General features: G+C 72.5%; 12 protein-coding genes and 1 tRNA gene. 5 read left to right on the top strand and 8 right to left on the bottom strand.

Annotation, left to right across the window (positions count from 1 at the left end; translation table 11 throughout):
- Positions 1 to 204: 204 nt before the first annotated feature.
- The 3 genes from ACY0PA_RS17195 to ACY0PA_RS17185 all read left to right on the top strand — a co-directional run bounded on the left by ACY0PA_RS17195 (position 205) and on the right by ACY0PA_RS17185 (position 3,010).
- Complete coding sequence (locus tag ACY0PA_RS17195) at positions 205 to 1,023, top strand: maleate cis-trans isomerase family protein (protein WP_473085450.1); 819 nt, start codon at positions 205 to 207, stop codon at positions 1,021 to 1,023.
- Complete coding sequence (locus tag ACY0PA_RS17190; protein ID WP_473085449.1) at positions 1,020 to 1,751, top strand: maleate cis-trans isomerase family protein; 732 nt, start codon at positions 1,020 to 1,022, stop codon at positions 1,749 to 1,751. The genes ACY0PA_RS17195 and ACY0PA_RS17190 overlap by 4 nt, the downstream gene beginning before the upstream one ends.
- A gap of 167 nt (positions 1,752 to 1,918) precedes the next feature.
- Positions 1,919 to 3,010 (top strand): LLM class flavin-dependent oxidoreductase, encoded by a 1,092-nt coding sequence (locus ACY0PA_RS17185; RefSeq protein ID WP_473085448.1) that lies wholly within the window; start codon positions 1,919 to 1,921, stop codon positions 3,008 to 3,010.
- 74 nt (positions 3,011 to 3,084) lie between these two features.
- On the opposite strand, the gene ACY0PA_RS17180 is transcribed toward ACY0PA_RS17185, so the two are convergent.
- Entirely contained in the window at positions 3,085 to 4,983 is a 1,899-nt protein-coding gene (locus ACY0PA_RS17180; RefSeq protein WP_473086342.1) for a putative bifunctional diguanylate cyclase/phosphodiesterase, read from the bottom strand.
- 346 nt (positions 4,984 to 5,329) lie between these two features.
- Here ACY0PA_RS17180 and ACY0PA_RS17175 point away from each other — a divergent pair, with 346 nt between their 5' ends.
- Entirely contained in the window at positions 5,330 to 6,637 is a 1,308-nt protein-coding gene (locus tag ACY0PA_RS17175) for a M6 family metalloprotease domain-containing protein (protein WP_473085447.1), read from the top strand.
- Positions 6,638 to 6,930: 293 nt separating this feature from the next.
- Here the strand turns inward: ACY0PA_RS17175 and ACY0PA_RS17170 are convergent.
- The 7 genes from ACY0PA_RS17170 to ACY0PA_RS17140 form a co-directional block, all read right to left on the bottom strand.
- A tRNA-Lys gene (locus ACY0PA_RS17170) sits at positions 6,931 to 7,004 on the bottom strand.
- Complete coding sequence (locus tag ACY0PA_RS17165) at positions 6,995 to 7,621, bottom strand: bifunctional DNA primase/polymerase (protein WP_473085446.1); 627 nt, start codon at positions 7,619 to 7,621, stop codon at positions 6,995 to 6,997. The genes ACY0PA_RS17170 and ACY0PA_RS17165 overlap by 10 nt, the downstream gene beginning before the upstream one ends.
- 142 nt (positions 7,622 to 7,763) lie before the next feature.
- Complete coding sequence (locus ACY0PA_RS17160) at positions 7,764 to 8,117, bottom strand: hypothetical protein (protein ID WP_473085445.1); 354 nt, start codon at positions 8,115 to 8,117, stop codon at positions 7,764 to 7,766.
- An 88-nt stretch (positions 8,118 to 8,205) separates the two neighbouring features.
- Positions 8,206 to 9,582: an AAA domain-containing protein gene (locus ACY0PA_RS17155; RefSeq protein ID WP_473085444.1), complete on the bottom strand. Its 1,377-nt coding sequence runs from the start codon at positions 9,580 to 9,582 to the stop codon at positions 8,206 to 8,208.
- Positions 9,579 to 11,177, bottom strand: coding sequence for a hypothetical protein (locus tag ACY0PA_RS17150; protein ID WP_473085443.1), 1,599 nt, complete (start codon positions 11,175 to 11,177; stop codon positions 9,579 to 9,581). Before ACY0PA_RS17150 ends, ACY0PA_RS17155 begins: the two co-directional genes overlap by 4 nt.
- Positions 11,168 to 12,358 carry a hypothetical protein gene (locus ACY0PA_RS17145; RefSeq protein WP_473085442.1) on the bottom strand — a complete coding sequence of 397 codons (1,191 nt, stop codon included), beginning with the start codon at positions 12,356 to 12,358 and terminating at the stop codon, positions 11,168 to 11,170. Before ACY0PA_RS17145 ends, ACY0PA_RS17150 begins: the two co-directional genes overlap by 10 nt.
- Complete coding sequence (locus ACY0PA_RS17140) at positions 12,270 to 13,286, bottom strand: phosphatase PAP2 family protein (protein WP_473085441.1); 1,017 nt, start codon at positions 13,284 to 13,286, stop codon at positions 12,270 to 12,272. The genes ACY0PA_RS17145 and ACY0PA_RS17140 overlap by 89 nt, the downstream gene beginning before the upstream one ends.
- Positions 13,287 to 13,510: 224 nt before the next feature.
- On the opposite strand from ACY0PA_RS17140, the gene ACY0PA_RS17135 reads away from it, so the two are divergent.
- Positions 13,511 to 14,116: a histidine phosphatase family protein gene (locus ACY0PA_RS17135; protein WP_473085440.1), complete on the top strand. Its 606-nt coding sequence runs from the start codon at positions 13,511 to 13,513 to the stop codon at positions 14,114 to 14,116.
- Positions 14,117 to 14,127: the final 11 nt, after the last annotated feature.

Here is a 14,127-nt window from a genome sequence, read left to right as displayed (position 1 = left end):
GGCCGGTCATCGGCAGAAACCGTTTCGTAACGATGGTCCGCTTCATTGGTAGGAAAAGATGCGGATTGACCACGCTGGCACCGGAACCTACCTTCGTCAACAGAGGCACTTTTTCCGTTGCCCCGGCCATATCCCGACGTCCCGGCCCGCCGGCCGGCTCTCCGCAGCATTGTCTCGAACGTCTCAAGAGACTTGGGGCCTGTCATGGACGTCTCCTTCCTCGGTGGACCGCACCCGCAACGCGGTGTCGGTGTCGTCGCACCCTTCGACTTCGCCCTCGACCGCGAGCTGTGGCGCTGGGTTCCGGACGAGGTGTCACTGCACCTCACCCGTACCCCGTACGTGCCCGTCGAGGTCAGCCTCGACCTGGCCCGTCTGGTCAGTGAGCACGAAACCCTCGGCGAAGCGGTGCGCGCGCTGAGCACCGCCGAACCCGAGGTTCTCGCGTACGCCTGTACATCGGGCAGTTTCGTCGGCGGCATCGCGGGCGAACGCGCCATGTGCGAGGCGATGTTCCGGTCCGGTGAACGCCCCTCCGTCACCACGTCGGGCGCTCTCCTCGAAGCGCTCGCCGAGCTGGGCGCCCGCCGGATCGCCCTGGTCACCCCATACACGCGGTCGGTGACCGAGTCGCTCGAGGAGTATCTGGCCGAGGCCGGCATCATCGTCACGGGCCGCGCCTTCCTCGGCCTGACCCGGCACATCTGGAAGGTGCCGTACCGGGACGTGGCAGACATGGCCAGGGGCGCCGCCCGCCAGGGCGCCGACGCGCTGTTCATCAGCTGCACGAACCTGCCGACGTACGACGTCATCCCGCAGCTGGAGGCCGAGCTGAGGATCCCGGTGATCTCAGCCAATCAGGTCACGGTGTGGGCAGCGCTGCGCAGGCTGGGTACCCGTGCCGTGGGGCCGTATCAGGCGCTGCTCGACGAGTCGGCGCGGCACTGGCCGACCCCCGAGCTGCCGCAGATGCCGCAGGAACCGGCCCATGAGCTGCCGGAAGAACAGGAAGGGTGGGCATGACCGCAGTCGGATTTCTCTACCCGGGACACTCGGCCGAGGACGACTATCCGCGAATCGAAATGCTGATCGACAGCGATGTGAGGCTGCCGGTCGTCCACACGGACATCGGTGAGGACGCGCACCGTGTCGACGCGCTGATCGAGATGGGCTCCCCGCAGCGGCTTGCCGCCGGGGTCGAGGAGCTGCGCCTGTCCGGCGCCGAGGCGGTGGTCTGGGCGTGCACCAGCGGCAGCTTCGTCCGTGGCTGGGAGGGTGCGCACGAACAGGTGCGGGACCTGGCCAGGGCCGCGGGCCTGCCCGCCTCCAGTACGTCGTTCGCGTTCGCCCACGCCGCACCGGAGGTCGGCGCGCACAGCGTCGCGATCGCGGCGACGTACCCGGAGGACGTGGCGGAGCACTTCCGTACGTTCCTGAAGGCAGGGGGCATCGAGGTCGTCTCGGTGTGCGGCAGCGGCATCATCACGGCGGCCGAGGTCGGAACCTGGGGGTGGCCGGAGGTCAGGGCGATGGCCGCGGCGGGCGATCACCAGGACGCGCAGGCGCTGCTCCTGCCGGACACGGCCCTGCACACGGCGGCCTACGTCCGTGACCTGGAGCAGGAGCTAGGCAAGCCGGTCCTGACGGCCAACCAGGTCACCGTGTGGGAGGCGCTGCGGCTGGCGGGGCGGCGGGTGAACGCGCCGGCGCTCGGCGCGCTCTTCACGAAGGAACCGCTGGTGCAGGTCTGAGGCTTGTCCGGCGTCCGGATCAAGGAGTCCGGACCAAGGTGTCCGGATCAAGGCGTCCGAACCAAGGTGTCCGGATCAAGGCGTCCGGATCAAGGTGTCCGGAATAAACCGGAGCTATCCTCCGTTAAGGCCCGGTGCAGACAGCACCGTACTTACAGGAGGACTCAGTGGCCGGAAACGACGAGATCCGGGCAACCGCCCAGGGCACCGCCCCCGTGCCCCTTTCGGTCCTCGATCTGGTGACCGTCGGCGCCGGCCGCACCGCCACTGACGCCCTCCGCACCAGCGTGAAGATCGCCAAGCTCGCCGAGAACCGCGGCTTCAACCGCTACTGGGTCGCCGAACACCACTCCATGCCCGGAGTGGCGTCCTCGTCCCCGGCCGTGATCCTGGCCCATCTCGCCGCCCACACCGAGCGCATCCGCCTCGGTTCGGGCGGCGTCATGCTGCCCAACCACGCGCCGCTGGTCATCGCCGAGCAGTTCGGCACCCTGGAGGCGATGGCCCCGGGCCGCATCGACCTCGGCCTCGGCCGAGCCCCCGGCACCGACGGCGCGACGGCCGCCGCCCTGCGCCGCACGGACCGGCTGGGCGAGGGCGCCGACGAATTCCCCCAGCAGCTCGCCGAGCTGACCCGCTTCCTCGACGACGACTTCCCGGACGGCCATCCCTACGCCCGCATCCACGCGGTCCCGGGCCCGGTCCAGGCGACGTCCCCCGGCGGCGTGCAGTCCCCGCACCGCCCGCCCGTCTGGCTGCTCGGCTCCTCCGGCTTCAGCGCCCGCCTCGCCGGCGTCCTCGGCCTGCCCTTCGCGTTCGCGCACCACTTCTCCGCGCAGAACACGGTCCCGGCCCTCGACCTCTACCGCGAGTCCTTCAAGCCGTCGGCGGTGCTGTCCTCCCCGTACGCCCTCATCGGCGTCTCCGCGCTCGCCGCGGACGAGGAGAAGGAGGCCCGCCGCCAGGTCCTCGCGGCCGCCCTCAACATGGTCCGCCTGCGCACCGGCCGCCCCGGCCTCGTACCGACCCCCGAGGAGGCCGAGCGTTACGAATTCAGCCCGATGGAGCGGGAGTTCGTCGACAGCTGGAACGCGAACGTCATCCACGGCACCGCCGACGAGGTCCGCGCCGGCCTCGACGACCTGCACAAGCGCACCGGAGCCGACGAGCTGATGCTCACCGCCAACGCCCACACCGCAGAGATCCGCCTGCGCAGTTACGAACTCGTCGCCGACGCGTACGGGCTGCCGCAGGCCTGACCCGGACGAACGGGTGCCGCCTCGCACGGGGGGAGGCGGCACCCCCGCGTTCTTTCCCGACGCGTCGGAAGCCGTCAGGAAGCCGTCAGCAGCGCGGAGATACGATCCGGCGCCACCGGGCGCGAGTACAGCCAGCCCTGGCCCGTGTCGCAGCCGATCCGGCGCAGGCGCGCCGCCTGTGCCGCCGTCTCCACGCACTCGGCGGTGACCGTGAGGCCGAGCCGGTGCGCGAGCTGCACCATGGCCTCGACGATCACGGCGTCCGCGGGGGTCGCGTGCCCGCCCCCTTCGTCGTACTGGAATCCGCGCACGAACGAGCCGTCCAGCTTCAGGACCGACACCGGGAGCCTGCTCAGGTACGCGAGGTTCGAGTAGCCGGTGCCGAAGTCGTCGATGGCGATGTGCACGCCCATGTCGCTGAGCGACTGCAGGGCCTGGAGGGGGCGGCCCGCCGAGCCCATCACCGCCGACTCGGTCAGCTCCAACTGCAGGAGTTCCGGGGCGAGTCCGGTCTCCGCGAGGACCTCGGCGACATCCGCCACCAGGTCCGAGTCCCACACCTGACGCACCGCCACGTTCACGCTCACATAGACCGGCGGAGTCCGGGGGTGCTCCAGCTGCCAGCTGCGCGCCTGCCGGCACGCCGTGCGCAGGATCCACCGGCCCAGCTGCACGATCGAGCCGTCCTCCTCGGCCAGTCCGATGAACCGATTCGGCGTGAGCATTCCGAACTGGGGGTGATCCCAGCGCACGAGCGCCTCGACGCCGCGCAGCACCCCGTCGCCCAGATTCACCAGCGGCTGGTACTCGAGGACGAACTCGCCGCGCTCCACCGCGGGGCGCAGGCTCGACGACAGGGCCTGCCGGGTCATCCGGTGCGCGTTGCGCTCCGGGTCGAAGAGCGTCCAGCGCGCCCTGCCGTCGGCCTTCGCCCAGTACAGCGTGGTGTCCGCGGCCTGCATCAGGCACGTCGCCGTCGTGCCCTCCATGCGCCGCTCCACGACCCCGATCGAGGCCGACACGGCGAGCCGCTGCCCCGACAGGTCGAACGGTTCCTGGATCGCCCGGAGCACCGATTCGGCGAGCGCCGAGAGCTGTTCCGTGCCGGCCGAGTCCTCGACGAGCAGCGCGAACTCGTCGCCGCCGAGCCGCGCGACCAGCGGGGCCGCCGTCCCACGGCCGTAGCCGATCCGGTCGGCGCAGCGTGTGAGGCGCTCGGAGACGGCGGCGAGCAGCCGGTCCCCGACGCCGTGCCCGAGTGAGTCGTTGACCGCCTTGAACCCGTCGAGGTCGAGGTAACACAGCCCGATCCGTCCGCTGCCCGCCCCGTCGTACGCACCCGCCTCCAGCGCGGCGGAGAGCCGCTCGAAGAACAGCGTGCGGTTCGGCAGCCGGGTCACCGGGTCGTGCATCTGCAAGTGCCGCAGCCGCGCCTGGAGTTCACGGCGGGCGCTGATGTCGGCGACGGAGAGCAGCACCGTACGGCCGCCCGGCACCGGCGAGACGGTGACCTGGACCCACACGGAGTGCCCGTCGGGGTGCTTGATCATGCGGGTGCACGTCAGCCGCGCCTGCCGTCCGCGCAGCACCTCGTGGTACGTGTGCCAGGTACGGGAGTCGGACGCCAGGTCCACGAGCTCCGCCGCCGTGTGCCCGGTGAGCCCGCCGGGGTCCTCCACGCCGAGCATCGCGGCGAGCGCGGTGTTGGCGGTGACCACCTGGCCCTGGCGGTCCACGACAGCCAGGGCGAGGGGTGCGGCGAGGAAGGCCGAGAGGTAGGGGGCGGGCGGGGCCGCCGGCGGGGGAGGGGGTTCGACGCCGAGCGGCTCGTGGGCCCGGGCGTCCTGGCCCGCGCGTACGGAGTCGGGAGCGGGGGCGTGCGAGGGCGCCGCCCCCGCTGCCGAACTCTCCGTGACGGCGCGGCGGGCGGAGTCGGGTGCCGCGTCGGCCGCGGTCGTCGGCCCTTCGGACATTCCGCTCACCGCTCACTCCCGCAGTGCAGTCGTTCCGGGGGTCCGGGAGGGTTGCTCCCGGGTCATCACAGCCTGGGTGGCGGACGGCCTTCGCAGCCGGGCCCGCGCAGGAAAGTGTGCCGATCATAGAGGCAGCCCCGAGGCGCGAGCCAGCCTTGCCCGCCCGATCCGCCGGTTCGGCGGCATCCCGGGGCAGCCGGCAGATCGTTTCTGCTCGTGCCCGGCACAGCTTCTGGCTTCCCGCGATCGCGCGTGACGTTCCGTGACCGCCCGGGGTGTCGCCCCCTCACCCGACCGGGCCAGATAAACAGGGCGTAGTACTACAAATCCCCACACTCTGGGTTGGGTGTCCCGCTTTCCCGATCCGGAGGTCGACTTGCCGCGTCCGCTGCCACCCGGGGGAGTGGAGAGACCGCGCCTGCGCTCCGTCGGTGCGGCCCTCACCGCGCTCACCGCCATGGCCGCCACGTCGCTGGTCGCGGGTCCCGCGATTTCCGCCCCCTACGCGGGCCCCTGCACGCTGGAGCGCACGACGGCCCACCACTCGGAGGGCCTCGACACCTGGAACAAGGCCTATCCGCGCCCGGTCAGGACCCTCAACGCGGTGATGGTCTTCCTCTCCTTCCCCGACTCCCGGCCGACGACGACTCCCAAGGAACTCACGGCCGACTACTTCCCCGCCACCAGCGACTTCTACGACCGGGCCTCCTACGGGAAGTTCCACCTGGTCCCGCACCCGCAGCGCCGCTGGCTCCGCATGCCGCACACCTCGACCTCGTACGCCATAGAGCGCGACTGGGACGCCGCGCACCGCGGCGCCTATCTGCGCGACGCCCTCGCCACGGCCGACCGGCACACCGACTTCAGGAAGTTCGACGTCGTCTACTTCGTCGCCGACCCCGACGCCCCGGGCGTCGACTCGGACGCCACGAAGGTCGTCAACTTCGACCGGCCGATGCGGGCCGACGGCAGGGACATCAAGCGCGTCGTCACCGTCTTCGAGCAGCACCCGCCCGACCGCAACGTCCTCGCCCACGAGACGGGCCACGTCTTCGACCTGCCGGACCTCTACCACCGGCCGACCGACGGCAAGGGTGACTGGGACACGTACGTCGGTGACTGGGACGTCATGGGCAGTCAGTTCGGGCTCGCGCCCGACTTCCTCGGCTGGCACAAGTGGAAGCTGGGGTGGCTGGACCGGCGGCAGGTGGTGTGCGTGACCAGCAGCCGGCGGGTCACCCTCGAACCCCTGACGTCCGCGCCCGCGCGGCCGGGCGCGGCGCCCGGAACCAACGGGGCGCCGTTCGGCTCGGGCTACGGGACGAAGCTGGCCGTCGTGCGCACCGGGGAGGACAGCGCGATCGCCCTGGAGGCCCGCAGCGCCGACGGCAACGACGCGGCGACGTGCTCCGAGGGCATCCTCGTCTACCGGGTACGCAGCGAGACCGCCTCCGGCAGCGGCCCGGTCGAGGTGCTCGACGCACACCCCGACACGGATGCGTGCTCCGGCGACTCGGTGTACCCGGCGCTCGCGGACGCACCGGTACGGGTGGGCGAGAGCTACAGGGTGCCGGGCGAAAACGTACGGATCAAGGCCGAGGGGCGTACGCGGTCGGGGTCGTGGACGGTGAAGGTGGGTGTGGGCAAGGGCTGAACGCCTTCCGGGAAGGCACCGGCTTCTTACCGCCTGTGCGTCGCCGGATTCGACCCCCGGACCCCCAGCCGCCTTTGCTGTGTCGGGGCGGGCCCGCACATGGTGAAGGCCCCCCACTTGCGTGGAGGGCCTTCACCGTGTCTGTGCGCCGCCAGGGACTCGAACCCCGGACCCGCTGATGCTGTGTCTTTCCGGGGGATGACCCCCGGACCCCCAGCCGCCTTTGCTGGGTCGGGGCGGGCCCGCATATGGCGAAGGCCCCCCACTCGCGTGGAGGGCCATCACCGTGTCTGTGCGCCGCCAGGGACTCGAACCCCGGACCCGCTGATTAAGAGTCAGCTGCTCTAACCAACTGAGCTAGCGGCGCCTGCTGACGTCGTAGACCTTAGCACCCTGATCCGGGCCAGGAAAAATCGATATCCGTACTGAAGGTTTGGCGCTCGCGCGGGCCGCGCGGACGCAGGCCCAGAGCATTACCTCGGGTCCCGGCAGCCATGGGTGGCGGGTGTCGGGGGCGACCACCCAGCGTGAGTCGGCGCGCGGTCCCCCGGCGCGGTCGGCGCCCCCGGCCGGCGGCGGGACGGTCACCGCGTCGCCGCTTCCGTGGCACAGCAGCGGCGGCACCGCCGGGCCCCACTCCTCCCATTCCAGGAGCGAGGGCAGCCGGTGAGCGGTGCCGGGGGCCGCGAACAGGAGCATGCGCCCGCGGTGCGCGGCGACCGGGCCGGAGCCGGGGCCGTCCTCCCAGAGCGTGTCTAACATCCGGCGCCCGAACATCGACGGCACGTTCACCACGTCGAAGGCGGCACCGCAGGGCAGCACCACGGGGGCGTCCGGCCGTGACTCCCAGAAGGCGAGGGTGCTGCGCGGATACGTTCCCGCCGAGGCCAGCCACGCGGCGCCCTCCCGGGTGGCGCCCGCGATGTCGAATCGGTCGGACCGGGTCAGCTGGCCGGCGCTGTGCCGGGAGGGTGTGGCGCTCATGCACTTACATCTACCGGCCGTGAGCGCGCGACTTCCCAGAGTTGCCGGAAATGGGGACAGGAGGGGGCGGGGTGGAGTATCTTGCCCCCTGGCATATGCCAAACGATCTTTACGGGTGCGGTTGCACCGCTGCCGCGCTCCGCTACGGCCGGTTCTCGGCCGGCCCGCGCATCAGGTCGCGGCCGAACTCGACCATCTTCTTCGCGTAGTCCTCGGTCCACTGCGCCCGCTCGGCGATCGCCGCGGGCGTCAGGCGGTCGAAGCGGCGCGGGTCGGCGAGCTGGGCCGCCGCCAGGGCCTGGAACTCCACGGACCGGTCGGCCGCGGCGCTGAACGCGAGCGCCAGCTCCGTCGCGCGGGCGAGCAGCTCACGCGGGTCCTCGATCGCCTCCAGGTCGAAGAAGTGCTCCGGGTCCGCGGCGGCCTCGGCCGGCTCGAAGAGCAGCGGGGCCGGACGCATCCGCCTCTCGGTACGGGCCCGCTCGGGCTCGGCCATGATGTTCCTCCTCGTACGGTGTGCAGCCCCACGTCCCCGCCGGGCCCACCTTCTATTCTCCGCAGGCCCGCAAGAGTGCCCTCCCACCTCAAGGCATCCACCCCACCCGGTGTTCCGCGAGGCGGGCCAGTACCGCGTGATTCGCCTCCCAGCCGTCCGGGAATTTCACCGTGACTCCCAGCTGGACAGGTTCCGTCGACGGGTGGTCGTCCAGTAGGGCCGGGACGCCCGCGCGGCAGACCACGATGCACGCGTGGCGGTGGCGGGACGCCAGGACGCACAGGCGGCCCGTTTCCAGGTGGAACGCCGTCGCGTCGGGGCGGCCCGAGAGCGGGTGCAGGACGACCGTGACGTCGAACTCGCGGCCCTGCAGCCGGTTCGCCGTGTCCACGGTGACGTCCGTGACGCCGAGGTCCGCGAGCGCCGAGCGCACCGCCGCGGCCTGGTCGCGATGCGCCGTGCCGACCGCGATGCGGTCCGCCGTGAGGGGGGACGGGCCGGGGCCGCGCTCCGAGACCGTGGCCCCGCCGCGGTCCAGCAGGCGCCGGACCACCTGGGCCAGGGCCCGTACGGCCTCGGGGTCGGTGCGGGGCGTGTGCCTCGCCGGGAGTTCGAGCAGGCCCCAGCCCGACTCCGCCGCCTCGTCGATCACCCGGTCCGGGCCCGAGCCGTCGGAGGCGACCTCGAACCCCAGGCTGCGGTCGCCGTGGTCCGTGCCGCTGCGGAACGGCGTGTAGGGGTAGAAGGCGCTGGAGACCAGTGGCGCGGCGGACGCCGGGAGGCGCCAGGAGACCGGGAGCCGGTGCTGCGGCAGCTCGGGGTTGTGCGCCAGGAGCGTCGTCACGGCGGACGCCGAGGGGTCGTACGACAGGCCCGCCCACTGCTCGGCCCCGACGATCGCGAACGGGTCCAGCTGGCCCGGGTCGCCCACGAACAGGGCCCGCTCGAACAGGCCCGCCACGGCGAGCAGCGCGTCCGAGCGCATCTGGTACGCCTCGTCGACGATGGCGTGCTGCCAGGGGGTGATGTCCTTGACGTGCGCCCACTTCGCGGCCGTCGAGATGACGACCGGGAGCGGGGCGAGATCGCCGGCCTTGGTCGACTTGCGCACGTTCGCCAGGTCGTCGAGCGCCTTGTCGTACGGGTCGGGGTCGCTGCTGTGCAGGCGTCCGACGGGCAGTTCGGGGTTCTTCTCGGCGAGGCGCAGGACGAGGTCGTCGACCTGCGCGTTCGTCTGCGCGATGACCATCAACGGGCGGCCCGCCCCGGCCAGTTCGAGCGCGGCCCGGACCACGAGCGTCGACTTCCCGGCGCCGGGCGGGGAGTCCACGACGATGCCGCGGGCGGTGCCGTGCAGGGTGTCGCGGAGGATGTCGTCGGTGGCGCGGCCGGCCGCCGCACCCGGGTCGAACGGGGTGTCGCCGCCCGTGCCGGAGCGGCCGAGCGCATGCGGTGCGGCCGTCACAGCAGATCCTCCGTGGTCACGGCGTCCGGCGCCTCAGGCACCGGCACACCCGAACTGTCCGTACGCGGCGGGCCGCCGTGCGTCCACGGCGTCTCCTGCGGGTCCGGCAGCTTCGGACCGCCCCGCTGCTCGTGCTCGAAGAGCGTGAAGCACACCTGGTCACCCTTCTGAGGGACGGATCCCGGCTCCGGTTCCTTGCCGCGGCCCATCTTGTCCAGGACGCGCAGGACGACCCCGCCCCCGGCGTCGTACGACACGAACTCCGCGGCCTGAGGCTTGCCGTCGAGCGAGCGGTACACCTTCGTGCGCTCGCCGAGATGCGGCACGTCGTCGGTGCGGACGGTGATCAGGGGGCGCGGCCGGTTCTTCTCGTTGTACGCCGGGACCGACTCCGTCACCTCGCCCGCGAACGCCTCCCCGGTGAGCCGGCGGCCCGCCATGACCAGCGGGTCGTCGAGCGCCTCCTGCGCCTCCAGCCTGGCCTGCTCGCGCTCGCGCGTCGCCAGCTTGTTGGCCGCCGTCACCGCGTCGTCGCGGCGCGGCTGCGGCGGCTCGCCCGCGGCGACGCGGTCCCGGTGGCCGGTGAACGACCAGCGGTCGCGCGTCCAGCGCTCCGCGGCGCGCGGCCCCTCGGGGAGCGTGCACAGCGCGTCCAGGCCGCGCCACACCGCGTCCCACGTAGGCCGGGTGCGGCTCTCGACGAGCGCGTGGATGTCGCGCTCGGCCGCAGTCAGCGCGGCGAGCCTCGCGTCCGCCTCGATGCCGTCCTCGGCGGCGGCCAGGAGTGTGCGGGCCTTGTCGTAGCGCTCGATCGCGGGCGCCAGCAGCTTGTTGTCGAACGCAGGGTCGGTGGCCGGGCCCGCGGGCGGGCAGACGAGCTGGCCGCCCTTGTCCCGGGCCAGCTCGGCGCGGAGCGCGGCCTCGGCGCCCGACGTGCCCTCCGGGGCCTCGATCCAGGCGAGCAGCGCGCCCAGATGCTGGTCCTCCAGAGTGGACTGGCCCGTCGCCCAGTGCCGGGACAGCAGGTCCGTCATGGCGAGCAGGAGAGCGGAACCGGGAACTCTGGCCCGCTCCCCGAAGTGCGTCAGCCAGCGGCCGAGCAGCGGGACGTGGGGCGGAGCGGGATAGGGCGCCTCGGGCTCCTGCTCGGCGGTGCGGCGGAACCGCATCGAGCGCCCGAGCAGCCGCACGAACTCGATGCCGGACCGGCTCGGCAGGATCAGCTGGGGCGCGTCCGCGCACAGCTCGACCTCCACCTTGACCCGCTTTCCGGTCGTCGGGTCCGTCTCGGCGCGCTCGGCGGCCTCGACGTCGGCCGCGAACCCGTCGACGTACGGCAGGACGATCCCCGCCAGTTCGGCGAGGAACGCGAAGCGCAGGTCGCGGTCGCGGGGCTGGGGCACCACGAGGAGCCGGGGCGAGGTGCGCTCCGTGCCGACGAGCGCGCCGAGCGGAGCGCCCGCCTCGCCGGCCGTGATGAGCGGGACCAGGACGAGGGGCCGCTGCGACAGATGGCGGTGCCGCACGGTCGCGACCGGCTGGGCGCGCCCGCTCTGCACGGCCTCGAGGCGGGCCAGATCGTTGATCAGCGGCATGCCGGTGCCGCCTCTGCGCGCGTGCCGAGCGCCTCGGCCCGCAGCCGCGCCGCCCGGCGCAGCGCGGCGACCGCCGGGTCCAGCGGATCGCCACAGTGGCCGTGGGCCGCCGAGAGGACCTCGTCCACCGTGGTCAGACCGCCCAGCTCGGCGCGCAGGCCGCGGCCGAGCGAGGTGACCGCGCCCTCCTCACGGGCCCGGCCGCGGCAGTGGAACGCCAGCTCGCACGTGGCCAGGCACTCCGGCGCGTACGTCGCGGGCACCGACTCGACGGCTTCCGTCAGTTGCTCCGCGGGCCGCGTGACATCGAAGCAGGTGCCCTCGGGCAGCGCGTCCGCGATGTCCTCGATGCGGGTGAGCCGCTCCAGCTGCCGCCGCGTCACCGACAGCTGCTTGCGTACGTCGACGGCGGACGCCGCCGGAAGGTTGCTGAAGTCCTTGGGGCAGACGAGCAGGATCCGGTGCCTGACCTCGGGCGCCGGGTCCAGGTGTCCGGCGACCCGCTCGAGGGCCAGCACGTACACCGCGGCCTGGCGGGCCGCGGCGCCGACCTTCGCTGCGTCCGCGCTGCCGTCGATCATCGGGAAGGACTTGATCTCGACGACCGTCCATGTCCCGTCGGGGTGCACGACCACCGCGTCCGGTTCGAGGAAGGCAGGGGTGCCCGCGACGTCGAGCGAGAGCATCGGGTGCTCGAGGAACGTCCAGGCGCCGGAACCTGCCGCCTCCGCCGTCGCCTCGCGCAGCGCGAGCACCGTACGGGCCGTGCGGCCCTCGGGTCCGGCCGCCGTCAGATCCGGCGTCCGCGCCTCGCCCGGCACTGGCTCGGGCCCGCCGCCCATGCGCTCGTGCACGAGCCGGAGCAGCTCCGCGCCCCCGTCGGCCTTGACCTTCGCCTCGAACGCGTTCCCCCGCATGAACGCGAACTGCGACTGGCCGAATCCGGACGGCGCCCCGAGCGCGTCCGCGAGCCGCGCCTTGTCGACGCCCGCCCCGTCGAGCAGCGCGCGCCGCCTGCACCCCGGGTTCGCGGCGAGCGCCGCCAGCGCCCGCGCGTCGAGCGCCCGTGGCGGTATGTCGGCGCCACGCAGCTCAGCGAGCTTTCCCCAAACTCTCGGCTTCGCTCGAGCAGGGGAGGCCCCAATCCGCAGCGCCGTCCCCCGCGTCGGAGGAGCGGGCACGCGGGCCGCCGCCCGGTCCTGTACTGACCTTGCGCTGTCGGGGAATTCGCTCACCCGCAGAAGTCTGGCACTCCCCACTGACAATCGAGGACACCGCCGTGGAGGCCGGGGCGGGAGAGGTGCGGCGGGGCCGTACCGAAACGGCCGTCGGGGCCCGGCGCACCCGGGCCCGTACGAGGTCCGCGGCCCGCGTCACGCGCCGGCTCACCAGGAATCCGAGGCCCATCACGGCCACCCCGGCGAGCGCGTCGAAGAAGTAGTGGTTCGCGGTGCCCATCACCACGAAGGCGGTGATCAGCGGATAGGCGATACCGGCCGCTCTGACCAGCGGCGTACGGCCGTGGCGCCACAGCGTGACCCCGCACCACAGCGCCCAGCCGACGTGCAGGCTGGGCATCGCCGCGTACTGGTTGGTCATGCTGCCGAGCCCGCGCGGGGCGCTCGCCTGCCCGCCCCACCAGCCCCACGAGCTGTACTGGGCCATGGTGTCGACGAAGCCGTGGCCGGGAGAAAGCAGGCGCGGCGGGCAGGTCGGTACGAGGGTGAAGCCGATCAGGCCGATCACGGTGGAGGCCATCAGCCAGGTCCGGGCGGCGCGGAAGTGGACGGCGCGGCTGCGGAAGAGCCAGATCAGGATGCCCGGCGTGACGAGGTAGTGCAGTGAGGCGTACCAGAAGTCGGCGGGGACACCGATCCAGGCCTCGGAGGTGAAGAGACGATTCAGCGGGTGTTCGAGGTTGAGACGGAGTGCCTTCTCGGCCCGGAGTATCGCGAGGCCGTGCTCGACGGCGCTCGGCTCGTCCCCGCGCACCATGAGCCGGCCCGCCGAATAGGCGGCGTACACCAGCACGATCAGCGGCAGTTCGGTCCACCAGCGCAGCCGGTCGCCGCCTGTCGCCGCAGTGGGCGGTGCCTCGGTCTGCGACATCCGGCCGCTCCCCCTTAACTCCTTGTACGGCGGCCCGTGGCCAGGTGGCCCACTTTACGGTGTATGTGATCGCTGGGAGGGGGCATCTCCGATCCACGAAGACGCAGCCATCGCCCGGTGGGTTGCCTGAATCCCGGGTGAGCGATGATGGAACGAGCGGGCGCGCCTGGCCTGACTTATCGGTACATGGCAGCCCTTTTCACCCGCCCTCGGAAAGGTCACCCATGGCACCGCGCATCCTGTTGGCCCGGCATGGACAGACGGAATGGTCACTGTCCGGGCGGCACACCGGCAGGACCGACATCCCCCTCCTCGAAGAGGGACGGCGCGGCGCGAAGCTCCTCGGCGAACGTCTGCACCGGTCGCCCCTCGGCGGACTCCCCGGGGCCGAGGTGCGCACCAGCCCCCTCTCCCGCGCGCGCGACACCTGCGACCTCGCCGGCTTCGGCGACCGGGCCACCGAGTGGGACACGCTCATGGAGTGGGACTACGGCGCGTACGAGGGGCTGACCCCCGCCGAGATCCAGGAGCGGCGCCCCGGCTGGTTCATCTGGCGCGACGCAGTCCCCGAGGGCGAGACCCTGGAGCAGATGACCGCGCGCGCCGACGAGGTCGTCGCCTGGGCCAGATCCGAGAACCGCGACGCCCTGGTGTTCGCGCACGGCCACATGCTGCGCTCCATCGGCGCGCGCTGGCTGGGCCTCCCGCTCGACTTCGCGGCCCGCATCCGCCTCAACCCGACGTCCCTGTCGGTCCTCGGCTGGGCCTACGGGGATCCGGCGATCGAGTCGTGGAACGACATCGGCCACCTCGCGGGCCACGAGGGCTAGGCGCGGGCTAG

The sequence above is a fragment of the Streptomyces sp. DS1-CR2 genome, assembly GCF_055760475.1.
This window is presented reverse-complemented; position numbering and strand designations above follow the sequence as displayed.